This window comes from Ferrovibrio sp., from assembly GCF_041906005.1.
Taxonomy (GTDB): Bacteria; Pseudomonadota; Alphaproteobacteria; order Ferrovibrionales; family Ferrovibrionaceae; genus Ferrovibrio.
The window spans coordinates 223,749-248,812 of sequence record NZ_JAYRJY010000002.1 but is presented as its reverse complement, the minus strand read 5'-3'; the positions used below and the strand labels follow the sequence as shown (position 1 = coordinate 248,812).

At 62.2% G+C, this 25,064-nt stretch carries 26 protein-coding genes, 2 tRNA genes and 1 riboswitch; of the genes, 16 read left to right on the top strand and 12 right to left on the bottom strand.

The annotated features are described in order from the left end of the window. The first annotated feature begins 8 nt into the window (after positions 1-8). Genes nthA through ACE3OO_RS18365 form a run of 3 tightly spaced genes read left to right on the top strand, consistent with a single transcriptional unit; the run spans position 9 to position 1,709 of the window. Complete coding sequence (gene nthA, locus ACE3OO_RS18375) at positions 9-674, top strand: nitrile hydratase subunit alpha (RefSeq protein WP_374305129.1); 666 nt, start codon at positions 9-11, stop codon at positions 672-674. Between the two features lie 25 nt (positions 675-699). Next, positions 700-1,359: a nitrile hydratase subunit beta gene (gene nthB, locus ACE3OO_RS18370; RefSeq protein ID WP_374305127.1), complete on the top strand. Its 660-nt coding sequence runs from the start codon at positions 700-702 to the stop codon at positions 1,357-1,359. Further along, positions 1,356-1,709, top strand: coding sequence for a nitrile hydratase accessory protein (locus ACE3OO_RS18365; RefSeq protein WP_374305125.1), 354 nt, complete (start codon positions 1,356-1,358; stop codon positions 1,707-1,709). The genes nthB and ACE3OO_RS18365 overlap by 4 nt, the downstream gene beginning before the upstream one ends. Here ACE3OO_RS18365 and ACE3OO_RS18360 read toward each other — a convergent pair. Then, the gene (locus ACE3OO_RS18360; protein ID WP_374305123.1) at positions 1,693-2,316 is read right to left on the bottom strand and encodes a TetR/AcrR family transcriptional regulator; all 624 of its coding nucleotides are present in this window, start codon (positions 2,314-2,316) and stop codon (positions 1,693-1,695) included. The genes ACE3OO_RS18365 and ACE3OO_RS18360 overlap by 17 nt on opposite strands. A 90-nt stretch (positions 2,317-2,406) precedes the next feature. On the opposite strand from ACE3OO_RS18360, the gene ACE3OO_RS18355 reads away from it, so the two are divergent. Both ACE3OO_RS18355 and ACE3OO_RS18350 read left to right on the top strand, forming a co-directional pair. Next, positions 2,407-3,372: a VOC family protein gene (locus ACE3OO_RS18355; protein WP_374305121.1), complete on the top strand. Its 966-nt coding sequence runs from the start codon at positions 2,407-2,409 to the stop codon at positions 3,370-3,372. A 23-nt stretch (positions 3,373-3,395) separates the two neighbouring features. After that, positions 3,396-4,283: a c-type cytochrome gene (locus tag ACE3OO_RS18350; protein WP_374305119.1), complete on the top strand. Its 888-nt coding sequence runs from the start codon at positions 3,396-3,398 to the stop codon at positions 4,281-4,283. Between the two features lie 58 nt (positions 4,284-4,341). Here ACE3OO_RS18350 and ACE3OO_RS18345 read toward each other — a convergent pair whose 3' ends face one another. The 4 genes from ACE3OO_RS18345 to ACE3OO_RS18330 form a co-directional block, all read right to left on the bottom strand. After that, positions 4,342-5,139: a xanthine dehydrogenase family protein subunit M gene (locus ACE3OO_RS18345; protein WP_374305117.1), complete on the bottom strand. Its 798-nt coding sequence runs from the start codon at positions 5,137-5,139 to the stop codon at positions 4,342-4,344. 19 nt (positions 5,140-5,158) lie between these two features. Next, positions 5,159-7,531: a xanthine dehydrogenase family protein molybdopterin-binding subunit gene (locus ACE3OO_RS18340; protein ID WP_374305115.1), complete on the bottom strand. Its 2,373-nt coding sequence runs from the start codon at positions 7,529-7,531 to the stop codon at positions 5,159-5,161. 5 nt (positions 7,532-7,536) lie between these two features. Continuing rightward, positions 7,537-8,007, bottom strand: coding sequence for a (2Fe-2S)-binding protein (locus ACE3OO_RS18335; protein ID WP_374305113.1), 471 nt, complete (start codon positions 8,005-8,007; stop codon positions 7,537-7,539). Between the two features lie 126 nt (positions 8,008-8,133). Next, entirely contained in the window at positions 8,134-8,763 is a 630-nt protein-coding gene (locus tag ACE3OO_RS18330) for a carbon monoxide dehydrogenase subunit G (protein WP_374305111.1), read from the bottom strand. Between the two features lie 130 nt (positions 8,764-8,893). Here ACE3OO_RS18330 and ACE3OO_RS18325 point away from each other — a divergent pair, with 130 nt between their 5' ends. Then, complete coding sequence (locus tag ACE3OO_RS18325; RefSeq protein ID WP_374305108.1) at positions 8,894-9,670, top strand: hypothetical protein; 777 nt, start codon at positions 8,894-8,896, stop codon at positions 9,668-9,670. A 109-nt stretch (positions 9,671-9,779) separates the two neighbouring features. Then, positions 9,780-10,460, top strand: a complete 681-nt coding sequence (locus tag ACE3OO_RS18320) for a cold-shock protein (protein WP_374305106.1) — start codon at positions 9,780-9,782, stop codon at positions 10,458-10,460. 56 nt (positions 10,461-10,516) lie between these two features. On the opposite strand, the gene ACE3OO_RS18315 is transcribed toward ACE3OO_RS18320, so the two are convergent. From ACE3OO_RS18315 to ACE3OO_RS18300, 4 genes are all read right to left on the bottom strand, one after another. Then, the gene (locus ACE3OO_RS18315) at positions 10,517-11,071 is read right to left on the bottom strand and encodes a PAS domain-containing protein (protein ID WP_374305104.1); all 555 of its coding nucleotides are present in this window, start codon (positions 11,069-11,071) and stop codon (positions 10,517-10,519) included. Positions 11,072-11,175: 104 nt separating this feature from the next. Next, positions 11,176-12,117, bottom strand: coding sequence for an ABC transporter substrate-binding protein (locus tag ACE3OO_RS18310; protein WP_374305102.1), 942 nt, complete (start codon positions 12,115-12,117; stop codon positions 11,176-11,178). Positions 12,118-12,128: 11 nt separating this feature from the next. After that, entirely contained in the window at positions 12,129-12,887 is a 759-nt protein-coding gene (locus ACE3OO_RS18305) for an ABC transporter permease (RefSeq protein WP_374305100.1), read from the bottom strand. Then, positions 12,884-13,618 (bottom strand): ABC transporter ATP-binding protein, encoded by a 735-nt coding sequence (locus ACE3OO_RS18300; protein ID WP_374305098.1) that lies wholly within the window; start codon positions 13,616-13,618, stop codon positions 12,884-12,886. The genes ACE3OO_RS18305 and ACE3OO_RS18300 overlap by 4 nt, the downstream gene beginning before the upstream one ends. Further along, positions 13,610-13,717: riboswitch (TPP riboswitch) on the bottom strand. (Overlaps the previous gene by 9 nt.) 63 nt (positions 13,718-13,780) lie before the next feature. Here ACE3OO_RS18300 and ACE3OO_RS18295 point away from each other — a divergent pair. The 7 genes from ACE3OO_RS18295 to ACE3OO_RS18265 all read left to right on the top strand — a co-directional run bounded on the left by ACE3OO_RS18295 (position 13,781) and on the right by ACE3OO_RS18265 (position 19,774). Then, positions 13,781-14,896: an acetoin utilization protein AcuC gene (locus ACE3OO_RS18295; RefSeq protein WP_374305096.1), complete on the top strand. Its 1,116-nt coding sequence runs from the start codon at positions 13,781-13,783 to the stop codon at positions 14,894-14,896. After that, on the top strand, positions 14,893-15,381 hold the full coding sequence (locus ACE3OO_RS18290; protein WP_374305094.1) for a DUF192 domain-containing protein: 489 nt from the start codon (positions 14,893-14,895) through the stop codon (positions 15,379-15,381). The genes ACE3OO_RS18295 and ACE3OO_RS18290 overlap by 4 nt, the downstream gene beginning before the upstream one ends. A 130-nt stretch (positions 15,382-15,511) precedes the next feature. Beyond that, positions 15,512-15,588: transfer RNA gene (locus ACE3OO_RS18285), tRNA-Pro, on the top strand. Between the two features lie 45 nt (positions 15,589-15,633). Then, complete coding sequence (locus tag ACE3OO_RS18280) at positions 15,634-15,930, top strand: ETC complex I subunit (RefSeq protein ID WP_374305092.1); 297 nt, start codon at positions 15,634-15,636, stop codon at positions 15,928-15,930. Between the two features lie 308 nt (positions 15,931-16,238). Further along, entirely contained in the window at positions 16,239-18,584 is a 2,346-nt protein-coding gene (locus tag ACE3OO_RS18275) for an AAA family ATPase (RefSeq protein WP_374305090.1), read from the top strand. A gap of 52 nt (positions 18,585-18,636) precedes the next feature. Continuing rightward, positions 18,637-18,713, top strand: a tRNA-Arg gene (locus ACE3OO_RS18270). A gap of 305 nt (positions 18,714-19,018) precedes the next feature. After that, a complete protein-coding gene (locus ACE3OO_RS18265) occupies positions 19,019-19,774 on the top strand; it encodes an SDR family oxidoreductase (RefSeq protein WP_374305088.1) in 756 nt (251 codons plus the stop codon). 3 nt (positions 19,775-19,777) lie between these two features. Here the strand turns inward: ACE3OO_RS18265 and speB are convergent, their stop codons facing one another. Beyond that, entirely contained in the window at positions 19,778-20,848 is a 1,071-nt protein-coding gene (speB, locus tag ACE3OO_RS18260; RefSeq protein ID WP_374305086.1) for an agmatinase, read from the bottom strand. Positions 20,849-21,098: 250 nt separating this feature from the next. On the opposite strand from speB, the gene ACE3OO_RS18255 reads away from it, so the two are divergent. Further along, the gene (locus ACE3OO_RS18255; protein ID WP_374305084.1) at positions 21,099-22,355 is read left to right on the top strand and encodes a pentapeptide repeat-containing protein; all 1,257 of its coding nucleotides are present in this window, start codon (positions 21,099-21,101) and stop codon (positions 22,353-22,355) included. Positions 22,356-22,410: 55 nt separating this feature from the next. Here the strand turns inward: ACE3OO_RS18255 and ACE3OO_RS18250 are convergent, their stop codons facing one another. Both ACE3OO_RS18250 and ACE3OO_RS18245 read right to left on the bottom strand, forming a co-directional pair. Continuing rightward, positions 22,411-23,601, bottom strand: coding sequence for a hypothetical protein (locus tag ACE3OO_RS18250; protein ID WP_374305082.1), 1,191 nt, complete (start codon positions 23,599-23,601; stop codon positions 22,411-22,413). A 90-nt stretch (positions 23,602-23,691) separates the two neighbouring features. Next, on the bottom strand, positions 23,692-24,120 hold the full coding sequence (locus ACE3OO_RS18245) for a hypothetical protein (RefSeq protein WP_374305080.1): 429 nt from the start codon (positions 24,118-24,120) through the stop codon (positions 23,692-23,694). Between the two features lie 377 nt (positions 24,121-24,497). Here ACE3OO_RS18245 and ACE3OO_RS18240 point away from each other — a divergent pair, with 377 nt between their 5' ends. Continuing rightward, entirely contained in the window at positions 24,498-25,061 is a 564-nt protein-coding gene (locus tag ACE3OO_RS18240; RefSeq protein ID WP_374305077.1) for a TRAP transporter small permease subunit, read from the top strand. Positions 25,062-25,064 lie beyond the last annotated feature (3 nt).

Sequence of the window (25,064 nt, the reverse complement as noted above, 5' to 3'; positions counted from 1 at the left end):
CTCGGGCCATGAGCCAGCACGATCACGACCACCATCATCACGACCATCATGATCATCACGGTCATGAGCACCATCACGGCAGCGAACTGAGCGATGTGGAACTGCGCGTGCGCGCGCTGGAAAGCATCCTGGTCGAAAAGGGTTATGTCGATCCCGCTGCGCTGGATGTGCTGATCGAAACCTACGAAACCAAGGTCGGGCCGCATAACGGCGCCCATGTGGTGGCGAAAGCCTGGAGCGATCCGGCCTATCGCGACTGGCTGCGCAGGGATGCCACGGCGGCCATCGTGTCGCTGGGATATAGCGGCCGCCAGGGCGAGCATATGGTGGCGGTGGAGAACACGCCCGACACCCACAACATGGTCGTCTGTACTTTGTGCTCCTGCTATCCGTGGCCGGTGCTGGGCCTGCCGCCGGTCTGGTACAAGTCGGCGGCCTACCGTTCGCGCGCGGTGATCGATCCGCGCGACGTGCTGAAGGATTTCGGCGTCACCCTTCCGGCCGGCAAGCAGATCAAGCTGTGGGATTCCACGGCCGAGGTGCGCTATCTCGTCATCCCCGAACGTCCGGCCGGCACCGAGGGCTGGAGCGAGGAGCGGCTGGCGAAACTGGTGACGCGCGACAGCATGATCGGCACCGGGCTGGCCCGCGATCCGGCGGAGGTGCCGGCATGAACGGCCCAAGAAGAGGATATGCGCCATGAATGGCGCGGCAGACATGGGCGGCATGATGGGCTTCGGTCCAGTAAAGCCCGAACCCGAACACATCCGCTTCCATGCCGAATGGGAGAAGCGCGTGCTGGCCATGACGCTGGCGATGGGCGCCACGGGGCAGTGGAACATCGACCAGTCGCGCTCGGCGCGCGAAAGCCTGCCGCCGCCGCAATACCTCGCCAAGAGCTATTACGAGATCTGGTTGGCCGGTCTGGAGAAGCTGATGGCCGAACGCGGGCTGGTCAGCGGCGAGGAGATCGAGGCCGGCCGCGTGCTGGCGCCGCCGAAGCAGCTGCCGCGCATCCTGAAGGCCGAGGTCGTGCCGGCCGTGCTGGCGAAAGGCGGCCCGACCGAACGCGAGACAACCCAGCCGGCGCGGTTCAAAGTCGGCGACCGCGTGCGGGCGAAGAACATGCATCCTGCCGGCCATACGCGGTTGCCACGATATGTGCGCGGTCATGTCGGCACCGTCGAATTGCTGCATGGCATGCATGTCTTCCCCGATGCCAGCGCGCAGGGCAGGGGCGAGATGCCGCAATGGCTCTATACCGTGCGCTTTGAGGGCCGTGAGCTGTGGGGCGAGGGGGGCGATCCCACGCTGTCGGTCTCGGTCGATGCCTGGGACAGCTACCTGGAGCCGGCATGAGCGAGCTGAAGTCGCTGCTGCCCGATCTGCCCTGCGACGATAGCGCCGCGCCGGTCTTCCGCGCGCCGTGGGAGGCGCAGGCTTTCGCCATGGCCGTGGCGTTGCACCAGAAGGGCCTGTTCACCTGGCCGGAATGGGCCGAGACCCTGAGCGCCGAGATCAGGCGCGCGCAGGCCGCCGGCGATCCCGATACCGGCGAGACCTATTACCGGCACTGGCTGAATGCGCTGGAAAAACTCGTCGTGGCCAAGGGCGCAACCTCGGATGTCGCGCTGCATGAACGTGCCGAGGCCTGGGATCGCGCGGCGAAAGCCACCCCGCACGGCCAGCCGATTATTCTCCAGCCATAGGCGGCAGCGGTCGCCGGGCGATCTCGTCGGCGTCCTTCGGTGCCATGCCCAGGCCGCGCAGGATGCTGGCGGAAACGGCCGCGACATGGCTCTTGCCGGCTTTGCCCGCGAGCAGACTGTTGATCGCGGCGTAGTTGGTGCCGGTGATCATGTCCATGGCGGCCGGTACGCTGGCGATATGGAAGCGCTTCTGTTTGATGCCAAGCGTCAGGTCGGCCCGGATGAAAGGTTCGACCTGCACCGCCCAGACCGGTGAAAAGCCCGCCACCGATATCATGAAACGCGCCAGCTCGGGCTGTTCCAGCGCCATCACCATATAACGCCGGCCACCGATCGACATGCGCTCGGCGCCGTCCGGGATATGCGCATAGCTGGCGGCGATCCGCTTGCAGTAATCCACCCCGACCGCGACGGCGGCGGCTTCCATGATTTCTTCCTTGGTCTGGAAGTAGTTGTAGAAGGTGCCGTTGGCGACGCCGGCCACTGCGGTGATTTCCTGGATCGTGCCGGCCTCGACGCCATGGGCGGCAAAAACTTTCACTGCCGCATCAAGCAGTTGACGGCGGGTGCGGTCGCGTTTGCTGGGGGTTGACTTTGGCGTTGACAAAATGAGGGCCTTCTCATAAATGAGGACAATCTCAATATTGAGAGTGTTCTCATAAATAGTTTAACTATCGGTTAGCGGGAGGGAAAGACCATGCAGCTGGAAATCCAGCAGACAGGCCGCCCGGGCATGAGCCTGGGGTATCTGGTGTTCGAGGTGCGCCAGCCCGAGGCCTGGCGCGATTTCGCCATCCGCATCCTGGGCTGTCAGCCGGCCGAGGATGACGGTGGCGAGGCGCTGGGCCTGCGGATCGACGAGGCGGCATGGCGCATCCTGCTGCGGCCGGGAAAAACCGACGACATTGCCGTGCTGGGCTGGGTGCTGGCCGGCGCGGCCGGACTGCATGCCCTGCAGGCCCGGCTGGTGGCGGCAGGCGTGGCGGTCGAGGCTTTCAGCGCAGCCGACCTGGCCGCGCGGCATGTACAGGCCGGCCTGCGTTTCCGCGATCCGCTCGGGCTGGTCAACGAGGCCGTGGTGGGCCTGCCACAGGCCGCCGCGCCGTTCCATTCCAAGCTGATGCCGGATGGCTTCTGCACGGGAGAATTCGGCCTGGGCCATGCCGTGCTGGCCGTCGGACGGCAGGCCGAGGCGGCGGAGCGCTTTTACATGCAGGCGCTGGGACTGGCGCTGACCGAACGCATCGACACCCGGATCGGGCCGATGAAGGTCGACGGCGCCTTCCTGCATTGCAACCGCCGGCACCATTCGCTGGCGCTGATCGCCGTGCCGAGCCGCAAGCGGCTGCTGCATTTCATGCTGCAGGCCAACCGCCTGCGCGATGTCGGGCTGACGCTGCAGCGCGCGCGGGCCGCAGGCATAGCGCCCAGCCTCGATCTGGGCCAGCATCCCGATCCCGACGGCACCGTGTCCTTCTACGCACCGACGCCATCAGGATTCGATTTCGAGATCGGCGCCGGCAGCGGCGCCATCGACCCCGCCACACACAGGACCGAGATCAAGACAGCCACCAGCGACTGGGGCCACCGGCCGAGTCTGCGGTTGAAACTTCGCGGTGCCATCGACATGCTGGCCGACCGATTCGGCCGCCGCGCCGCCTGACCCCGAAACAGAAAAGACCCGAGATGAAAAAGATCGTCAAAATCGGCATCGGCGTGGCTGCAGGCCTGGCCGTACTGGTCGGCGGCGCCGCGCTGTATGCCCAGCTGGCCAGCGAGCGGAAGCTGCATCGTATCGTCAGCATCGATGTCCGGCCGGTCAGCCTGCCCGAAGATGCAGTGGCGCTGGAACGCGGCCGCTATCTGTATGCGACACGCGGCTGCACCGACTGCCATGGCCGGGACGGTGCAGGCAAGGTCTTCATTGACGATCCCAACGGCCTGCATGTCAAAGGCCCGAACATCACGCTCGGGCAGGGCAGCCCGACCGCGGCCTATGCGCCGGCCGACTGGGTGCGTGCCATCCGCCACGGCCTCAACCGCAACGGCCAGCCGCTGCTGATCATGCCCAGCGAAGACTATACCCGCATGACCGATGCCGATCTGGGCGCGCTGATCGCTTACGTCCGCGCCCTGCCGCCGGTGACGGATGACCGGCGCGAGATCCGCCTGCCGCTGCCGGTGCGGTTCGTGTATGCGGCCGGCATCCTGAAGGACGCCGCCGAGAAGATTGATCACAGCCTGCCGCCGGCACAGCCGGTGGCGGGCGATGACGTGATCGCGCAGGGCGCCTATGTGGCGAACATGTGTCAGGGCTGCCATGGCGAGGGCCTACGCGGCGGCAAGATTCCGGGCACGCCGCCGGACTGGCCGGCCGCTGCCGACCTGCGCCCCGGTCCTGTGATGGCGCGTTATACGACGCCGGAATCCTTCGCGGCCATGCTGCGCAGCGGCAAGCGGCCCGATGGCAGCGCCATCAAGGTGATGCCCTTCGACTCCCTGCAGGAAATGTCGGATGCCGAAATCGCGGCCCTGCTGGCTTATCTGAAGACGCTGCCGGGAAAAGCGGGCTAGAAATGCAGAACGCCGGGCTACAAGCCCGGCGTTCGCGTCTTCGTAGTATAGGTGTGGTTCAGCCCAGCGCGGCCTGCACGGCGCGTTTGGCGATCACGCCCACCAGATGAGCGCGATATTCCGAGCTGGCATGGATGTCGTTGTTCATGCTGCCTGGATCGGTCTTGATGCCCTTCAGCGCATCGGCCGAGAAGGATTTCGAAAGCGCGGCTTCCATCTCCTTGTGGCGGAACACGCAGGGGCCGGCACCGTTGATGGCAACGCGCACGCCGTTCGCCGTCTCGGCCACGAAGGCGCCCACCATCACGTAGCGCGAGGCCGGGTTGGGGAACTTCACATAACCGGCGCGCTTCGGGATGGGGAATTCCACCTTGGTGATGATCTCGCCTTCCTCCAGCGCGGTCTCGAACATGCCGGTGAAGAAATCGTCAGCGGCGATCTTGCGCTTGGAGGTGTGGATCGTGGCACCCAGACCCAGCACGGCGCCGGGATAATCCGCCGCCGGGTCGTTGTTGGCCAGCGAACCCCCGATGGTGCCCATGTTGCGCACCTGCGGGTCGCCGATGCCGCCGGCCAGTTTTGCCAGCGCGGGGATCGCCTTCTTCACCTCGGCCGAGGCGGCGACGGCAGCATGGCGCGTAGTGGCGCCGATGGTGACGCTGCCGCCCGACACGGTGATGCCGTTCAGCTCGGCGATGCCGTTGAGGTCGACGAGGTCGGATGGCGAGGCCAGGCGCTGCTTCAGGGTCGGCAGCAGGGTCTGGCCGCCGGCCAGGAACTTGCCGTCGGTCGCGCTGCCGAGCAGCTTGGCGGCATCCGCCAGCGAGGCCGGACGATGGTAATTGAACGCATACATGGGGCTTCTCCTCTGAACTCTATTCGGCGGCGGCGGCCAGGTGACGGCTCTGGATCACCTTCCAGACCTTCAGCGGCGTCGCCGGCATGGTGATATCCTCGGTGCCGAGCGCATCGGTAATGGCATTCATCAGCGCGGCCGGCGCGGCAATTGCGCCGGCTTCGCCGCAGCCCTTCACGCCCAGCGGATTATGCGGGCAGGGCGTCTCGATCATGCCGACCTTGTAGCTCGGCAGATTGTCGGCGCGCGGCATGCAGTAATCCAGGAACGACGCAGTCAGCAGCTGGCCGCTTTCGGGATCGTAGACCACGCCTTCCAGCAATGCCTGGCCGATGCCCTGGGCGATGCCGCCATGCACCTGGCCCTCGACGATCATCGGATTGATCACCTTGCCGAAATCGTCCACCGCCACCCAGTTCGCCACGGTGGTGACGCCGGTGTCGCTGTCGATCTCCACCTCGGCGATATGCACGCCGGCGGGGAAGGTGAAGTTGGCCGGATCGTAGAAGGCACTGGCTTCCAGGCCCGGCTCCAGGTCGGCCGGGTAGTTGTGCGGCACGTAAGCCGTGAAGGCCACCTGCGCCATCGGCACCTGTTTGTCGGTGCCCTTCACCGAGAAGGTGCCCTTGTCGAACACCACGTCGTCCACCGAGGCTTCCATCAGATGGGCGGCGATCTTCTTGCCTTTCTCGATGATCTTGTCGGCGGCACGCATCAGCGCCGAGCCGCCCACGGCCAGCGACCGCGAGCCGTAGGTGCCCATGCCCATCGGCACCTGGGCCGTGTCACCATGCACCACCTCGATATTCTCGAGCGGCACGCCCAGCTTGTCGGAGACGATCTGGGCGAAGGTCGTTTCATGGCCCTGGCCATGGCTGTGCGAGCCGGTATAGACGAACACCGTGCCGGTGGCGTTGAAGCGGATCTGGCCCGACTCCCACAGGCCGACGCCGGCGCCAAGCGAGCCCACCACGCTGGAGGGCGCTATGCCGCAGGCTTCGATATAGGCGCAGAAACCGATGCCGCGCAGCTTGCCCCTCCTGGCGGATTCCGCCTTGCGCTTGGCAAAACCGGCATAGTCGGCCGCCTTGCAGGCTTCATCCAGCGCCTTGGCATACTGGCCGCTGTCATACACGCAGGCGACCGGCGTCTGGTACGGGAAGGCATCGACCGGCACGAAATTCTTCTTGCGCAGTTCGACGGGGTCCATCTTCAGTTCGCGCGCCGCAGCTTCCACGATGCGCTCGACCACATAGGTCGCTTCCGGCCGGCCGGCGCCGCGATAGGCATCCACCGGCGTGGTGTTGGTGAACACCGCCTTCACCTCGGCATAGACGGCCGGCGTGGTGTATTGCCCGGCCAGCAGCAGGGCATAGAGATAGGTCGGCACGGCGGACGCGAAGGTGGACAGATACGCGCCCATATTCGCCTTGGTGTCCACGCGCAGGGCCAGGAACTTGCCATCCTTGTCAATGGCAAGCTCGGCATGGGTGACATGGTCGCGGCCATGGGCATCGGTGAGGAAGGCCTCGGTGCGGTCCGAGGTCCATTTCACCGGCTTCTTCAGCTTGCGCGCCGCCCAGAAGCAGACGGTCTCTTCGGGATAGTTGAAGATCTTCGAGCCGAAGCCGCCGCCCACATCGGGCGCGATCACGCGCACCTTGCTCTCGGGCAGGCCGAAGACGAAGGCGCACAGGATCAGCCGCAGCACATGCGGGTTCTGCGAGGTGGTGTAGACCGTGGTGGTGTCGGCGCCCGGATCGTATTCGGCGATGGCGCTGCGCGGTTCCATCGGGTTGGGCGACAGGCGGTTGTTCACCAGATCGATCTTGGTGACATGGGCGGCCTTGGCGAAAGCGGCCTCGGTGGCGGCCTTGTCGCCGAAATCCCAGTCATAGCAGAGATTGCCGGGTGCATCGGCATGCACCTGCGGCGCACCGGGCTTCAGCGCGCTCACCACATCCACCACCGGCGTCAGCACGTCGTAATCCACCTCGATGGCTTCGACGGCGTCCTTGGCCTGGGTCAGGCTTTCGGCGATCACCACCGCCACCTGGTCGCCCACATGGCGCACATGGTCGACGGCGATGATGTCGTGTTTCGGCGCCTTGTGCGGCTCGCCCTTCTTGTCCTTGACGGTCCAGCCGCAGATCAGGCCGCCGACCTTGTCGGCCGCCACGTCCTGCCCGGTGAAGACGGCCACCACGCCCGGCATCTTCTTCGCCGCATCGGCGCGGATCGCGCGGATCTTGGCGAAGGCATGTGGCGAGCGCAGGAAAGCGGCATAGAGCTGGCCAGGGCGATTGATATCGTCGGTGTAATGCCCCTGACCGGTAATGAAGCGGAAATCTTCTTTACGACGTACGGACTGACCGATGCCCTGGTTTGTCATGACGCTTACCCCCGCATTGCCTGTGCCCCGGCCATCACGGCCTTGACGATGTTGTGATAGCCGGTGCAACGGCAGAGATTGCCTTCCAGCTCGTGGCGAACGGTTTCTTCGCTCGGGTTGGGATTACGCTGCACCAGGTCGATGGCGCTCATGATCATGCCCGGCGTGCAGAAGCCGCATTGCAGGGCGTGATGTTCGCGGAAGGCTTCCTGCATCGGATGCAGCTTGCCGTCCTTGGCCAGGCCCTCGATGGTGGTGACCTTGGCGCCCTGGGCCTGCGCGGCCAGGATCGTGCAGGATTTCACGCTGTTGCCGTTCACATGCACGACGCAGGCGCCGCACTGGCTGGTATCGCAGCCGACATGCGTGCCGGTCATGTTCAAATGGTCACGCAGGAACTGAACGAGCAGGGTGCGCGGTTCAACCTCGCGCGTCACCGACTGGCCGTTGACGGTCATCGTCACGGAAATGGTCATGCTTTCCTCCCATCAAGCGCGGAGCAGAAGATAGCGCGCGCTTTACCCGGACAAGAGAGTGGGCGAAACGCGCGAAGGGCGTCAAGTTGCAAAACGGCGAAGCCGCTCAAGGCTGTGGAAAATATCTCAGCCCCGCAGAACGAGGACCGTTGCTGCGCATACGATCACGATCAGGCCGGCGATCCACAGCCAGCTTGGTATCCCGCCGGTGACCGGTGCTGCAGGTTGCGCTGCAGCAGGCGGCGTCGCTTCCACTTCGGCGGCCCCTGCGGCAGGTGCCGTGCCCTGTTCTTGCGGTGCGGCAACGATCTGGTTGAACTTGGCGAAGAAGTCCTCGGCCATCTTGGCGGCGACGCCGTCGATCAGGCGGGCGCCGATCTGGGCCAGTTTGCCGCCCACCTGGGCCTGCACGCTGTAGGTCAGTTTCGTGGCGCCACCCGGGGCACCGTCAATTTGGGCATCGGCCAGTTGCACCTTGGCATTGCCTTTGCCAAAGCCGGCGGCGACGCCGCCCTGGGCCTCGCCCTGGATGGTGCAACTGTTCGGCGGATCGAGATCGGTTAGGGTCACCTTGCCCTTGAATTTTGCCTTTACCGGGCCGACCTTGACCTGGACGGTGGCCTCGAATTCGGTGTCCGAGGTCTTGGTGACGGTTTCGCAGCCGGCAATGCACTGGCGCAGGATGTCGGGATCGTAGAGGGCATCCCAGACCTTGGCCCGGGGGGCGGGAATAAGCTGTTCGCCGGTCAGTTCCATGGCAAATCTCCAGAAAACGCTACATAATTACGGGCAGATTCGTGGGGCAATCGATTCACGAGCTGTTAAGCTTAGCCGCCTAGGTTTGCGATAACTAGGTTCAGGTCTGGATGAGGGAATAGGGGCGACCATGGTCCCCGCAACGCGATCCGGTATCGATGTCAGTTTCTGGCTGCTTGAACGCGCGGCCACGGAACGTATTGCCATGTCGCTGCCCAAGCTGCGCTGGCTGCTCTATCTCGCCCAGGCTCATTATGCCATCGCCCGCGAGGGTGCCAAGCTGATGCCGGCCACTTTCCTGGTGGGCGAGGACGGCCCGATCGAACCCACGCTCGACCTTGTCTTCCAGGCCGGTATCGAGAATCCCTGGTCGCCGAGCCTGAGCGAGACGGCGGAAGCTTTCCTCGACGGTTTCTGGAAACGCTTCGGGGCGCTGCCGGCCATCGCCCTGCATAAACTGGTCGTCGGCGATCCGGCCTGGCGTCGGGCGCAGGAGAACGGTCCGGGCAGCGAGGTCCATGTCGAGACCCACCGCAGCCATCCGGCCAAGAGCACGGGCAAGGCGGGTCATGCCGCCCCGACCACGCGCTCCAAGGTCGAGCTGCCGCCCTTCGAGGAAGCGGTGCGGGCGAAAATCGCACAACATTCCGGCGGTCGCGGTGCCACTCATGCCCTGACCCGTGCCATGCAGGGCCAGCCGGCCAAGACACCGACACAGTCTTCGCCCCAGGGATCGGTTCCGGCAGCGGCCCCGGCTTCGGTGCCTGCGCGCACCGCATCGGTGCAGGAAGCCGCCGGCCATCTGCGCGCGGCGCCGCCGGATAGCCAGGAAGTCCGCTTCACTGCCGATGGCCGCTCGGTCACCCGCTGGCGTCCGAAACGCCGGGTCGAAGGACCTACCATCTGAGTCCAAAGTCGGGGCTAACCCACCGCACGCCTTGTTAGAATCGTTTTGGCAGTCCCCAAAAATGGTGTTAGGCTGAGGGGCGTAGTGCGGCTATTGAAGGATTAAAAGAGTGGATCAAGGGGGCTTCGGCGACGCGGAAATCATCAAGATTTCTGGCAAAGTTAAGTGGTTCAACGCCGTCAAAGGGTTTGGTTTCGTCAGTCCAGACGACAATTCCGGTGACGTGTTCCTGCACCTGTCCTGCCTGCGTCAGGCCGGATACGAAAGCATCGAAGAAGGCGCGACCGTGACGCTCGAGGTTGCCCGCAGGCCGAAAGGCATGCAGGCGATCCGCGTCCTCAATGTCGATACCAGCACGGCCTCGCCATCGCGTGGCCCGGGCGGTGGCGGCATGGGCGGCGGCTTCGGTGATCGCGGCCCGCGTCCGCCGCGTCAGCCGCGTTTCGGCGGCAATGACCGTTTCGGCGGCGACCGGGGCGGTTTTGGTGGTGGCGACCGTTTCGGCGGCGACCGCGGCGGGTTTGGCGGAGGCGGTTTCGGGGGAGACCGTGCACCGCGCTTCCCGTCGGTTGTGGCCCAGGGCGATTTCTTCGAAGCCAAGGTCAAGTGGTTCAATGCCGTGAAGGGCTATGGCTTCGTGTCGCGCGGCGACGGCCAGCAGGACATCTTCGTCCATATGGAAGTGCTGCGCCGCGAGGGCATCAACGAATTGCAGCCGGGCGATTCCGTGCGCGTGCGCATCGGCCAGGGCCCCAAAGGCCCGCAGGTCGCCGAGATCCGCAAGGACTGAGATACGCGCAACGACACGTCGGGATTTTACGCGATCCTTCAAAACGCCGGCGCAGGTCACTGTGCCGGCGTTTTTGATTCCTGGCCCGCGTTTGATTCCTGGCCCGGGGCGGGCCTGTTTTCCCGCCGCTCCGGTGAGGCTTCCCGCCTATCGTCTTCCTCTTGCGGGTAGTCATTCAGGATGAGCAGCATGTCGACGGTTTCGCCATCGCGCGCCAGCGGAAAATACACCCGCTCGGTATCGATGAAATCCCGCTCGGGATGCGGCATCGGAAAACGGTCGTAGACCGGTTTGCCGGTGGTGACGCATTTACGCATGTTGTTGCGGATACGCTCCACATATTGCGGCAGCACCGCATCCTCGACATAGCGGCCGCTGATCTCGCGGCCGGCCACTTCGGTTTGCAGCGTGCCGGTCAGGCGAAAGCGGAACCGCAGGCCTTCGCCATGACGTTCCACATCGACAAGATTGATGAAGGGCAGCAGCGCTTTCAGTTTCGTCGGGTCGATATCCTGCCGGCCGGGCAGACGGCCCGGCGGAGCCGCTTGCGCCAGATAATCCCTCAGCCAGGAAAAACGCTGATGAAGCTTGGCATAATTGGGTCGTTGCATTGGATAAACCTCCACGCCATACGACCTCGACGTGTTTATAAATCGCCTTTCCGTGCGTTAATTCAAGCTGTTCATGATCCGTAGGCGGTGTAACTGATCCGCCGTCAGCGCAGTTCCACGGCGTAATCGCCCACCGGCAGCGCCTTCGGGATCAGGCTCTGCTTGGTCAGGTAATCGGCGAAGCGGGCATACCGCCGGCTGTCCAGCGCACGCGGCGACTGGGCAAAGCGTGGCAGGGTGGCGGCCCAGGCGCGGCGGTTCAGTTCGTCATCCAGCGTCTTGTTCTCCTTGATGAAGGCCTGCCAGCTTTGCTGCGGTTGGTTATGCAGGGCGGCGACGGATTCTTCCAGGGCATCCAGCAGACGCGACAGACGCGGGTCGCCCAGCTTGTCCTTGTGTGCCACCAGGATCAGCTCGTCATACAGCGGCACGCCGTAGTCTTCCGGGTAGAAGGCGCGGCCGGGCTTGCCGGCGATGTCCATCTGGTTCAGCTCGAAATTGCGGAAGGCGCCGATGGTGCCGTCCACCTTGCCGGCGAAGATCGAGGGCGACAGCGCGAAATTCACGTTCACCAGCGTCACGTCCTTCAGCGTCAGGCCGTATTGCCCCAGCATGGTCTTGAGCAGCGCATCCTCGAAGCCGCCGACCGAATAGCCGATGGTCCTGCCTTTCAGGTCGGCCACCGATTTCACCGGCCCGTCGCGCAGCACCACCAGCGAATTGAGCGGCGTGGCGACCAGCGTGCCGATGCGGCGCAGCGGCAGGCCCTGCGCCACCTGCACATGAAGCTGCGGCTGGTAGGAAATTGCCACATCGGCCTTGCCGGCCGCCACCAGCTTGGGCGGATCGTTCGGATCGGCCGGCGCGATCAGCTCGACCTGCAATTCGTGGCGATCGAAGATGCCCATCTGCTTGGCCACGATCAGCGGCGCATGATCGGGATTGACGAACCAGTCCAGCATCACGGTCAGCCTGTCATGGGCGAATGCGGCGCCCGGCAGCATCAGCAGCAGCGCAGCGGCGAGAGCGATCTTGCGAAACGTCATCACGAACTCCTTCACTTGGATACATGGCTGTCCGCCTGCCAGGGCAGCAGGCGGCGCGAGAGAAAATCCACGGCCGCGTAGAGCGCGACGGCGCAGAGCGCCAGCGTGATCAGGGCGGCGAACATCAGGTCGGTCTGCACGCGCGCATTGGCCTGCAGCATCAAAAAGCCAAGTCCGGCGCTGGCGCCGACCCATTCGCCGATCACCGCGCCGATGGGCGCCACCGCGGCGGCGATCTTCAGGCCGCTGGCGAAGGCGGGCAGGGCGGCCATCAGGCGGATGCGCAGCAGCACGCGATGGCGATGACGCGGATCATTCGCGGTCATCACCTGCGCCAGATCGAGCCAGCCCGTCTCGGTGCGGCGCAGGCCATCGTAAAGCGTCGCCGCCACGGGAAAGAAGATGATCAGCATCGCCATCACGATCTTCGACGCCATGCCATAGCCGAACCACAGCACCAGCAAGGGCGCGAGGGCGAAAACCGGAATGGCCTGGCTGGCCACGATCACCGGCAGCAGCCAGCGCCGTGCCGTGTTCGAGGCCAGCAGACCCAGTGCCGCCATCGCGCCCAGCAATGCGCCGAACAGCAGGCCCAGCAGCATCTCGGCCAGCGTGACAGCGGCCTCGGTCAGCAGCACGTCGCCGCGCTGGATGAAAGCCAGTGCCACGGCGTAAGGCGGCGGCAGGATGTAAGGCGGCAGGGCAAACAGCGTGACGATCAGTTGCCACAGCAGCACAAGGCCAAGCAGCGTGACCAGCGGGCGCATCATGGCAGCGGCTCCTGCAAGGCGGCATGGACTGCGCGCAGGGCCGGCAGCACGGCGGGCGACAGCGGATCGCGCGGGGCTGGAATGGTGAAGTCCGTCACCGGCAACAGCCGGGCCGGATGCCCGGCCAGCAGCAGCACGCGGTCGGCGATGCGGCAGGCTTCGGCCGGATCGTGTGTCACCAGCAGCACCATGCGATCCCGCAGCATCTCGCAGGCCAGGTCCTGCATCGATGCCCGCGTGATCGCGTCCAGCGCCGAGAAGGGTTCGTCCATCAGCACCAGCGGCCGGTTTTCCATCAACGTACGGGCGAGCGCGGCGCGCTGGCGCATACCGCCAGAGAGCGCGGCCGGATAGGCATCCATCCAGGCATGCAGACCCAGCCGGCGCAGCAGCGTCTCGGCCCTGGCGATATCGGGCAGCTCGCCACGCAGCCGCGCGCCCAGCAGCACGTTCTCGCGGATCGTGGCCCAGGGCAGCAGCAGATCCTGCTGCGCCATCCAGGCCACGCTGCCGGCAACGGGTGTCTCAAGGCCGGGCAGCAGGCCGGCCACCTGTTTCAGCAGCGTGCTTTTGCCGCCGCCGCTGGGGCCGAGAATGGCGACGGTCTCGCCCGCGCGCAGATCGAGTGCGAATGGCGCCAGCACGACACGGTCATCATAGGCAAAGCCGCCGCCCTTCAGGTGGAGGGCTGGAGGCGGACTCGCAGACGAGGAGGAGAGTGGCAAGGTCACGCCGCTGATCCCTACGCCGGTCTTAACCGGATCAGGTTCGAGGGGTCGTCCGGACAACCCGGACCTCTCAGCCGCCCATCGGCTCCCCCTCAGAGGCAAGGCGTCATTATAGGGCGGGCGGCCGGCTTGTTAAGTCCCGCGCACCAGCTAGATTCAGGGCATATGCCGGCCCCGCTGCTGATCGCCAACGACATCTACCGCCATTCCACCCTGGGCGGGAAACATCCGCTCTCGATTCCGCGCGTCTCCACCGTGCTCGATCTGGTGCAGGCCCTGGGCTGGCTGGCGCCGCAGCAATACCGCGACAGCCGCCCGGCCACGCCCGAGGAACTGGCGCGTTTCCATCGCCCGGACTACATCGCCGCCGTGCAGGCGGCCGAACGCGACCTGAGCATCAGCGCCGAGGATTCCGAGCGCTACAATCTCGGCCGTGGCGGCAACCCGGTCTACGCGACCATGTTCCGCCGCCCGGCCACCGGCGTGGGCGGCAGCCTGATCGCCGCGCGGCACCTGATTGAGCAACCCGGCATCATCTACAGCCCCGGCGGCGGCACCCATCACGGCCGTCCGGCCCAGGCCTCTGGTTTCTGCTATTTCAACGATCCGGTGCTGGCGATCCTGACTTTCCTCGATGCCGGCCTGTCGCGCGTGGCCTATGTCGACCTGGATGTGCATCACGGCGACGGCGTGGCCGAGGCCTTCGCCCACGATCCGCGCGTGCTGGTCCTGTCGGTGCACGAGGCCGGGCGCTGGCCGCATTCCGGCCGGCTGGAGGAAGAGGGCGCCGGCAACCTGTTCAACCTGCCGGTTCCGCCGGGCATGATCGACGACGAGATGGCCGCCCTGGTCAATGAGGCCATCGGTCCGCTGCTGGAAGGCTTCAAACCCGAGGCGATGGTGATCCAGTGCGGCGCCGATGCGCTGGCCGACGATCCGCTGGCCAAGCAGGAGTTGTCGAACGGCGCGCTGTGGCAGGCGGTGGCCGCGCTGAAAGGCATCGCGCCGCGCCTGTTGGTGCTGGGCGGCGGCGGTTATAATCCGTGGTCGGTGGCGCGCTGCTGGACCGGAATCTGGGCCGAACTCAACGACCTGGAAAAACCCGAAAGGCTGCCGGCGCCGGCGGAAAGCCTGCTGCGGAGTTTAAGCTGGAACCGCACGGCCGGGCGCAACCCGCCGGAACACTGGTTCACCACGCTGCAGGACGCGCCGCGTTACGGTGCCGTGCGGCAGGAAACCCGCGATCTGGTGCGGCGGGTGAAGGAAAGGATGAGGGCGTGAAACTCAGGAGTCTGTTTGCCGTTCTGCTGTCCGTGATTCTGTTCAGCGCATCCTTCACGCTGTCCGCCCGGGCCCAGCCGCAGCCGACCCTGCCGCAGAGCGAGCTGGTGATCGTGACCAGCGGCAAGGGGCTGCAGCGCTTTACCGTCGAGCTGGCCGACAACGACCAGAGCCGGGCGCGCGGCATGATGTTCCGCCAGTCCATGGCGCCCGATGCCGGCATGCTGTTCGATTTCAAGCAGGAGCAGATGGCCTCCTTCTGGATGCGCAATACCCTGATCCCGCTGGACATGATCTTCATCAGGGCCGACGGCACGATCCTCAACATCCACCAGCGCGCCATCCCGCGCGACGAGACCGGCATCAATTCGGCCGGGCCGGTGCGGGCGGTGCTGGAGGTCAACGGCGGCACGGCCAGCCGGCTGGGCATCAAGGCCGGCGACAAGGTGCAGCATGCCATTTTCGGCAATCCGCCGAAAAAGTAGCGCCGGGCCGTTAACCGGGCTTTTCCGCCCCTGGCATAGTCTGCCGGCATAGTCTGTGCGGACCGGCCGGAGGGCTGGCCCGGACCCGGGTGTCTGTGCTAAAAGGCCCTCGCTTTTCCGCCATTTAGGGCGGGGTGTAGCTCAGTCTGGTAGAGCGCCTGCTTTGGGAGCAGGAAGTCGCTGGTTCGAATCCAGTCACCCCGACCATAATGACGGCCAGACCAGGATCAGACCGTTTCCAGAGGTTGTCCCATGACCAAGGCGCGTATCTATCAGCCGGCCAAGACCGCGATGCAGTCGGGCAGGGCGAAGACCAGGCAGTGGGTGCTGGAATACGACACCGCCGATGCCCGTTTCGTCGAGCCGCTGATGGGCTGGACCGGATCACAGGGCACGCTCAGCCAGCTCACCCTGAAATTCGACACGCTGGACGAAGCCAAGGCCTATGCCGACAAGCGCGGCATCGATTACGAGGTCGAGCTGCCGCACGAGCGCAGGCTGGCCAACCGCGCCTACGCCGATAACTTCGCGTATACCAGACTTCGCTAAAGCTTTATCCGGCGGGGCGCCCATGATGGCCGGCTCCGCCGGCCATTAACGTTTGTGGACCTTAGTGCCCTTAGCTCAGTTGGATAGAGCAGCCGCCTTCTAGTTTTTAGCCCAGTTCATTAGAACATAAGAATTTTTCTGGCAGAATAAATCAGTCTCTGCCCAGTCCTTTGCCCATGCTTGTGTAGTCTATGACCATCATAAATGGGACATGGCACCTTAAAATGAGGGCGATTGGCAGTCTGTTTCCAGCCTTTATGTGTCAGGCGAACTGAGATCTTAAGAATTTAAAAATTGTGGGGGCGAGCGTGACAGAGCAAAAACTCACGATCACAAAAATCAAAGCTCTGAATAAAGTGGGCATATTCAGAGCCTATACTCCTGCAGCCGACATGCCGCCATTTCGGCAACTGAATCTAATCTATGGTTTCAACGGCTCTGGCAAGACGACACTGTCGAGAGTTTTTAGCTCGTTGCAAACAGGCGCCCTTCATGGGGAACTACCGCCGGATAGCGCTTTTGAATTTGAATTGTCCGACGGAACGAGCATCAAAAGTTCCGACTCTCTAGATCGCGTTAAGGACCGATTGTTGGTTTTTAACGTGGATTTTGTTGACTCAAGTATTCAGTGGAAAGAAGGACAAGCTAAAGGGGTTTATTATATTGGGTCTGAGCAGGCAGAACTAGCGAAAGAACTAGATAAGAAACGTGCGGCGTTTTCACAATTAAATGCAACAACGACTGTTCTAGAGAAAGGTCGAGACCGAGCGCAACGCGATTTTTCTGAATTCAAGAAAGATACTGCGAAGACAATATCGTTGGCAGCCAATCTTGGGCGCTTATATAACGCGACTCATTTGGAAAGTGATTACGCGAAGAAGTCATACAATGCGGATTTAATTTTAGCGAATGAAGACTTAGAACTTCCCATCCTTCAATCGCAAATATTAGAGAAAGAGCCGTTACCAAAGATATCGTGTGTGAATAAATTTCCATCAAACCTGCTGGAAATTATTGATGAGGCTGGAACGCTTTTAAAAAAGACGCTTGGGCATATAGCTCTGGAGGAAATTGAAAAGCATGGAGAGATGTTACATTGGATAAAAGAGGGTTTGGACTACCACGAGCGCCATGACCTTTCATCCTGCCTTTTTTGCGGCAATAAAATTCAGGCAGCCCGGCTTGTTACGCTAAAATCCAGCATTGATGATAGGTACGACCAGTTTAAGTCTGATGTTCAAAAGTCGTCTGCTTTACTTGAGGGGAGCCAGGAAGCTCTAAGCGGGCTTTTGGCTGACATACCCAGCAGTGAGCTTCTAGTTGTCGATGAGTGTCGCGCCGAGTATAGCCGCCTATATTCTGAATTGCGTGCGTTGGTTAAAGATATTTCGCTTGCCTTATCCAGTTTAACGGCTGAGGTAAAAAAGAAGATTCGAGACATTAATGTCTCTATAGATCTTTCAAGCATTTTGGACCGAAGCCAAATCGTTTTAACTGCTAAGGCAGCGGAAGAGTGCAGAGAAAAAGTAGAAAAATTGTTAGAATTACATAATTCGGTTTTTGATAAGTTTAATAATAGAAAGACTCTCGCGCATCAAAAAATAAGAGAGCATTTCTTGGCCCAATCTCAATCCCGATTTAGTACGTTGAAAGCGGCCGTAAAAGATACTGAAGATATGTTAGATCGGCATCTTCTGGTCGTTCGCAATGCAGATGAAGAGATTAGGGTCTTGGCTCTAAAAGTTCAGCAGCACGGGCCTGCGGCGGAGGCAATTAATGATCTGCTGCACGCATATCTCGGGCGAAAAGATATAACGATCTCCACTACTGACGACGGCTTTCGTATTGATCGAAATAATATCCAGATCCGCGGTGGCTCATTAAGTGAAGGTGAAAAGACGGCCTTATCTTTATGCTACTTTATTTCTAAAATTAAAGAGCAGGGGAAAGTACTGAGTGATCTGATTGTTGTCGTGGATGACCCCATATCGAGCCTCGATACGAAAGCCTTAAATTATGCGTTTAGTTTGCTGTCCGGTGCTTTGAGTGGAGCCGCGCAACTGATCATGCTTACGCACAATCTCCAGTTCATGTTGGCTGCAAAGAAGTGGATGATTGGCAAAACCGAACACGGGGCAGATTATCGTAAATTGGAAAAAACGAATAAACCAAAGATCGCGACTGCTTCGCTGTTTTTTTTGGATGTTACACAGAGAGATGTGGAAAATCGTGAAGCAAGGATAATCGAGATGCCTCATCTACTCAGAGAATATGACTCTGAGTACCATTATCTTTTTTGGTTGCTGTGGTCATTTTGTGAAGCGGCCGTGAACAGCCCATATTTCTTGGTTATGCCCAATGTGATGAGAAAAATTTTGGAGCTTTTTTTGGCATTCAAGATGCCAGGCAGCGGCGGGCTTGGCCAAAAGATATCTCAAATTCCAAGTGATCTAGGCTTGGATGTTTCCCGAATGCGGGCCTTGGAAAGGCTTGTGCAACTTGAATCGCATGGTGACAACCTTAACGACTTTTTAGAGCACTCTTCTTTAACCATCGAAGAGACGAAAGAGTCTGCGTCTGCCTTAATGCTGTTAATTAGAAGGTATGATGAAGGCCATTACAATCAAATGATCAGATTGGCCTCAAGGGGGTGAGCCGTTAGCTTGCCGAATCGACCATATTTTCTTATCAAACGATGTCTCATGCGTGCCCTTAGCTCAGTTGGATAGAGCAGCCGCCTTCTAAGCGGCAGGTCGGTGGTTCGAATCCACCAGGGCACGCCATTTCTCCCAGCCTGAATGCTCTCGTTTCGTTGAGCTTGTCCTCCGCCCAATATGTTGCTATATTGTTCTTAATAACGAAATTCCAGTTTCTGATTATGGAAAATCACAGTTTCCAGTAAATTCAATGCTTTAACACATCAAAACCATCGCAAAACAACGCAAACCGGCTGAAAACGTGCCGCACAACGGCAAACAAAATGCGCGATCCATATGGTTCGCCGGCAGAGTTCCGTTCCGGCGCTTTCCTGACGCAGGCGGACGGGTATGGTAGGCACCCGGATTAAAAGTTTGGAGGAAACCAGAAGATGACCACCACCAAGGTCGCCCTGATCACCGGCGCGGGCACCGGCATCGGCAAGGCGTCGGCGCTGGCGCTGGCAAAAGCCGGCTACAGCGTGGTGCTGGCCGGCCGGCGGCTGGAGCCGCTGCAGCAGGCGGCCCGCGAGGCCGAGGCCCTGGGCGCGCGTGCCGTGGCCGTCGCTACCGATGTGGGCGACCATGCCCAGGTGAAGGCGCTGTTCGCCAAGACCAAGCAGGCTTTCGGCCGCCTGGACGTGCTGTTCAACAATGCCGGCATGGGCACGCCGGCCATGCCGCTGGAAGACCTGTCGTATGAGCAGTGGAAGGCGGTGGTGGACGTCAATCTCACCGGGCCATTCCTGTGCACCCAGGAAGCCTTCCGCATCATGAAGGACCAGACCCCGCGCGGCGGCCGCATCATCAACAACGGCTCGATCTCGGCCTATGCGCCGCGCCCGTTCTCGGCGCCCTATACCGCCACCAAGCACGCCATCTCCGGCCTCACCAAGGCCAGCTCGCTCGATGGCCGTGCCTACGACATCGCCGTGGGCCAGATCGACATCGGCAACGCGGCGACGGAAATGACCGAGCGCATGAAGGCCGGCGTGCTGCAGCCCGACGGCTCCACCCGGGCCGAACCACGCATGGATGTCGAGCATGTCGCCAATGCCGTGGTGCACATGGCCAGCCTGCCGCTGGATGCCAACGTGCTGTTCATGACGGTGATGGCCACCAAGATGCCCTTCGTCGGGCGCGGCTGATCTCTATTTCGTCTTTCGCTTCTCCCCCTTGCGCTTTTCTTGGGCCGCGCGGGCAAGGCAGAAGATCGTGAACAGCATCTGCGCGCCGGCCTGCGCCGTGTTGGTGGTGCCGTCATATTGCGGCGCCACCTCCACCACGTCGCCGCCGATCACGTCCAGGCCGATCAGGCCGCGCAGGATCGCCAGCGCCTCGGCCGTGCTCAGGCCCCCGATCTCGGGCGTGCCGGTGCCCGGCGCGAAGGCGGGGTCCAGGCCGTCCACGTCGAACGAGACATAGACCGGCCCGTCGCCCACCACCTGGCGGGCCTTGGCGATCACCGCCGGGATGCCCATCGCGGCGACCTCCTCGGCATGGATCACCGTCATCCCGGACTCGTAGGAGAATTCCCACAGGTATTCGGCGCCGCCGCGGATGCCGATCTGGATGGTGCGTTCGGGGTCCAGCACGCCGTCCAGCACCGCCATGCGGAAGGGGCCGCCATGGTGGAATTTCGAACCCTCGTAGGGCCCGGACGTGTCGCAATGGGCATCGATATGCACCAGGCCCACGGGCCGCTCGGCGCCCAGGGCCTTGAGGATCGGCCAGGTGACCGAATGGTCGCCGCCCACCGACAGCGGGATCACCCCGGCGGCCTTGATGCGCTGGTAGAAGGCTTCGATATCCTCGTGGCAGCTTTCCAGGCTGAAGCGGCTGCGGAACGGTACGTCGCCGATATCGGCCGCCTTGCAGCCGGCAAAGGGTGCCATCTTCAGGGCATGCTCATAGGGGCCGATGCGTTCCACCGCGCGCACCGCCCGTGGCCCCAGCCGGGCGCCGGCACGATTCGTCACACCCAGGTCCATCGGCAGGCCGATCAGGGCGAAATCCAGGCTGGCGAAGTCCTCGCTCTGGGCGGCCTCGGGCCGGTAGGGGGCATCGAGGAGGGTGGCGACGTCGGAGAAAGGCCATTTGCGCCGGTCGCCATCGCTGAACTGCTGCTCGGCCACGGCGCGGAAGGCCGGGTCGAAGATATCCCCACCTTTTGTGTCGGCGAACTTCGCGCGCAGGGCCTGCAGTTTGGCTGGATCGGTCATGGCTGGACTATACCAAGGGAGGAGAGACGCAGGCTAAGTCTATGAAGTTTGGTCGGCTGTCTCAAACAATTGTCGCCTCAGTCTCATGCGGCCCCCGCGACCGATCCGTGCCGCCGGGCCGGCGGGAAACATTGCGTCGGGCCGGGGAAACGCATTAAAATTCATGGAATATTTATGCGGCAAAGGGATAACCCGAATATCAGGGGCGCCGTCAGTAGGCTAGAGGGGGTAAAGGGTCAGAATGAACCCGATGGAAGTAGAACGGATGCTCGGCCGCCACAGAGAGTGGCTGCTCAAGCGTCCTCGTGGAGCCCGTCTGAATCTTTCTCTGGCCGATCTTCAGGGCTACGACTTCAGCGGCGCCGACCTGCGGGCGGCCAAGCTTTCCGGCGCCAATCTCTCGCGCGCCGTGCTGGTCGAGACCAATCTGTCCGAAGCCGATCTGTTCGCCGCCAACCTGGAGCGGGCGGACCTGTCGCGCGCCGATCTGTCCAAGGCCGATCTGCGCGGCGCTTCGATGCGCGGCGCCACGCTTGCGGGCGCCCGCCTGATGGGCGTGGATTTCCGCGGCGGCGCGCTGATGCAGGCTTCTGACGATGGCGTCGGTTTCGGCGCCAAGGATGCCAGCGGCAAAAAGCCGAAGGCCAATACCGGCGGCGCGGACCTGGCCGAGGCCAACCTGCGCGGTTCCAACCTGACCGGCTCGAACATGAACGGCGTCAACCTGGCCGGCGCCAACCTGTCGCGCGCCAACCTGACCAAGGTGTCGCTGCGCAAGGCCAACCTGGCCGGCGCCGATTTCAAGGGTGCCTGCCTGCGCGGCGTCGACATGTCGCTGGCGCTGATCGATGGCGCCGATTTCCAGGGCGCCGACCTGAAGGGCGCGATCCTGGAAGATGTCGATATGGATTCCGCCAATTTCGCGGGCGCCGAACTGTTCGTCGATGTTTCCAGCTTCGGCGATACGGTGGCGAATATCCTTCAGGAACACGAGAAGTGGATCAAGACCGACGGCAAGGAAGGCTCGCGTGCCGATCTCGCCGGTCTGAACATGGAACGCATCGACCTGTCGGGCAAAGATCTCAGCGGCGCGAACCTGAAAGGGGCCAAGCTGGCCGGCGCCAAGCTGCAGAACGCCAATCTGGTGATGACCGACCTGTCGGAAGCCGATCTCACCGGCGCGAACCTGATCGGGGCACTCGCCAACGGCGCCAATCTCGCCCGCGCCACCCTGCACAAGGCGATCCTGCAGCGCGCGCAGTTCGGCCAGGTGCCGCTACGTGGTCCCGATGGCAAGCCGATCGGCCGTTTCTGGTCGGCCAGCCTGGCGGCCGCGGACGCAACGGAAGCGGATTTCTCAGATGCCCTGCTGAAGGGCGCCAACCTGATCGATGCCAAGCTGACGCGGGCGCGGCTGATCAATGCCAACCTCACCGACGCCAAGATGGTCAATACCGACATGAATGGCGCCGATACGACCGGCGCCCAGTTGCCGCCCCAAGGTTAAGTCAGGCCTAAGCCGCAGACTGGATCAGGAGCATCCTGATCCAGTCGCGCCTGGCTCAGTTTTCCATGTTGCGGGCGCGCTCGATGCGCATACGGCCGGCGTATTCGACGGCTTCCTTGTGATGCTCGGGCACGACCGTCATCAGCTTCTGATTGAGGTTGCGCGACATCTGCCATTCCTTCTTGGGCTCGTTCTTGCTGAGCAGGGCCTTCGAATTCAGGTTGGACAGGATGCGCTCCCAGATCGTGTCGGCGCAGAAGGGCAGCCGCCCTTCGCCGAGTGTGCGATTCAGCTTCTCAAGCAATGGGTCGGGCTTGGTCGGCATGGCAAGCTTGCCGGCGGAAAGATCGGCCAGAGCGATCAGGGCTTCCGCCAGACCGGGCCGTGAGCCGAGCAGATCCTGGATCAGCGTCGTTGAGTCGAGGCAGGCTGCGGCCAGTTCATCGAGCAGGGCGCCATTGCCATTCATAGGCCGGTCGATCATGTCGGTCAGGATGATATCCAGTCGCGCGGCATAGCTCGACATGGTCTGCGTGACCTTGGCGGTCTGGAAAAAATAGGTGAAGCGCATCTCGTCATCCTGCATGCGCGCGGCCAGGCGTTCGTAAAGTCTGGCAAAATCGTTGTTTTCAAATGGCGGCAGGTTTTTCTCCGCCATCGCGTCGCGCGTGCGCTGGAGCAGCTTGTCGAACAGGGCTTCCAGCTTCTTGCTGCGCTCGGCCTGGCTGGGCAGGCCGGGCTGCGTCTGCGCGCCGGCCAGGGCATAGAGCCCGGCACGCAGGAAATTGCTCATATCGTTCAGCTTGCGCTGGTGCTGGGGCGAGTGCAGCAACTCGATGGCAGTCGAGTTCTGTTTGTCGAGGAATTCACGGAAGGTGGCGCTGAAGCCCTTGGCGGCGGGCCGGCGGGCCAGGTCGTAGACGGTCTCGCAAACCGGGAACACGCCCTTGAACGGGCGCGTCACCATCGCCTTGGCTTTTGCCGACGCCGTTTTGCTGAAGATCTCGGTCTGGGTCGCAAAGCCGTCGGATCGGGCGCGAGAACGCAGAATCTTCACCGCGGTGAAATCGCCCATGTTCAGCAGGGCATTGGCCTGGGCGATGGCGGATTTTTCCATCTGCTCGTTGGCATGCTGCGTCATGCCGGAATCGCCTTCAAGACGCTTGTCCAGACGCCAGCGGCCATCAACCTGAACATAGATTTCGTAAGCATAGGCCCGCGAGCCGAACAAATTTCCGAACACCATTTATTCCCCCACGAGTTCGGCTTGTACTAGAATTTGTAGCGAGACGAATCTTTGCGCGGCATCTCGCTTTTTGCAAGACCCGCTCAGTAATCAATCCTGTTTTTCGCGGCGTTGTTTGTCGGCCAGAGCTTTTTGTTCAATGGTCTGGAGCTGTTTGGCAAAACGCTCAAACGCCTGCGAGACAGACAGCACGAACTGTCTCTGCTGCGGCTCAGGCATTTCCAGGGCGGCTTCGGCAAAGCGGCGCGCCTGATGGCGGGCAAGCCCCGCCGCATCGCGGAATGCATCGGCGCGCACCTGCTCGAACGTGGAGAGGATGCAATGCCGGGTGATGCTTTCCTCAACCGTCTTGAACGAGGCTTCTTTGACCATGCCGTCTTTCAGCAGGTCGAACACCAGCAACGTTTCTTCCGATATCTTGTTGATGATGCCGTCGACGCGTTCGCGGTCGCGCGGGGTCGGCGCCAGGTCTGGCTCAGCCGGCCGCTTGGAAGCTCGTTTCACGACGCTGCGCCACATGGCGAAAAAGACGATCCTTTCTGGCGTCCGGTGATGGCGTCTCCGGATAGTGCGACACAACCCCGAGGTGCGCTACCAGTTTCCCAGCATATTGTTTTAAAAGCCTTAAATTTTCCGGACACGGACTGACGGATTTTTGGGCAAACCCCGGAAAACGTCGCATAACTTTTTCGTAACCTATTCGCCGGCCAACAAATATTTCGCATCAGGGGAGCAATCTGCTATAACCGGGCCGCCTTAACAGGGGGCATAAAAAACAGGGTCATTCCCCACGGTGGGTTGACCGGCAGGCGTGGCGGGGGTAACTCGCTGCCGCCAAAGTGCTTTTTTACCATCTCGCGGCCCAAGGGCCGGAGGTGTCGGGGTAGGGAGGTCTAGTGAATATCCTTCTGGCACTCAGCCGTCTGATCGACGGTTTGAATGGCGCTGTCGGCCGCTTTGTCTATTGGGCGGTTCTGGTAGCGGTCATCATCAGTTCGGGCAATGCGGTCGTCCGTTACGCCTTCCACACCAGTTCGAATGCCTGGCTCGAGGTGCAATGGTACCTCTTCTCGGCGATCTTCATGCTCTGCGCCGGCTACACGCTGTTGCGCAACGAGCATATCCGGATCGACGTGATCGTCAGCCGGTTTTCCGAGCGCACCCTGATCTGGATCGACATCATCGGCACGGTGCTGTTCCTGCTGCCGATCTCGATCATCATCATGTACCTGTCCTGGCCGGTGCTGGTCGAATCCTTCGTTCGACACGAGATGTCGAGCGACGCAGGCGGCCTGATCCGCTGGCCGGTGAAGCTGCTGATCCCCGCCGGATTCCTGCTGCTGGTTTTGCAGGGTATCTCCGAATTGATCAAACGCATCGCGTTCCTGCAGGGCCTGATCCCCAATCCGGCGCCGAAGAAACAGGATGCCCATAGTCCGGTTGAAGGCCCGGCGGAGTAATCA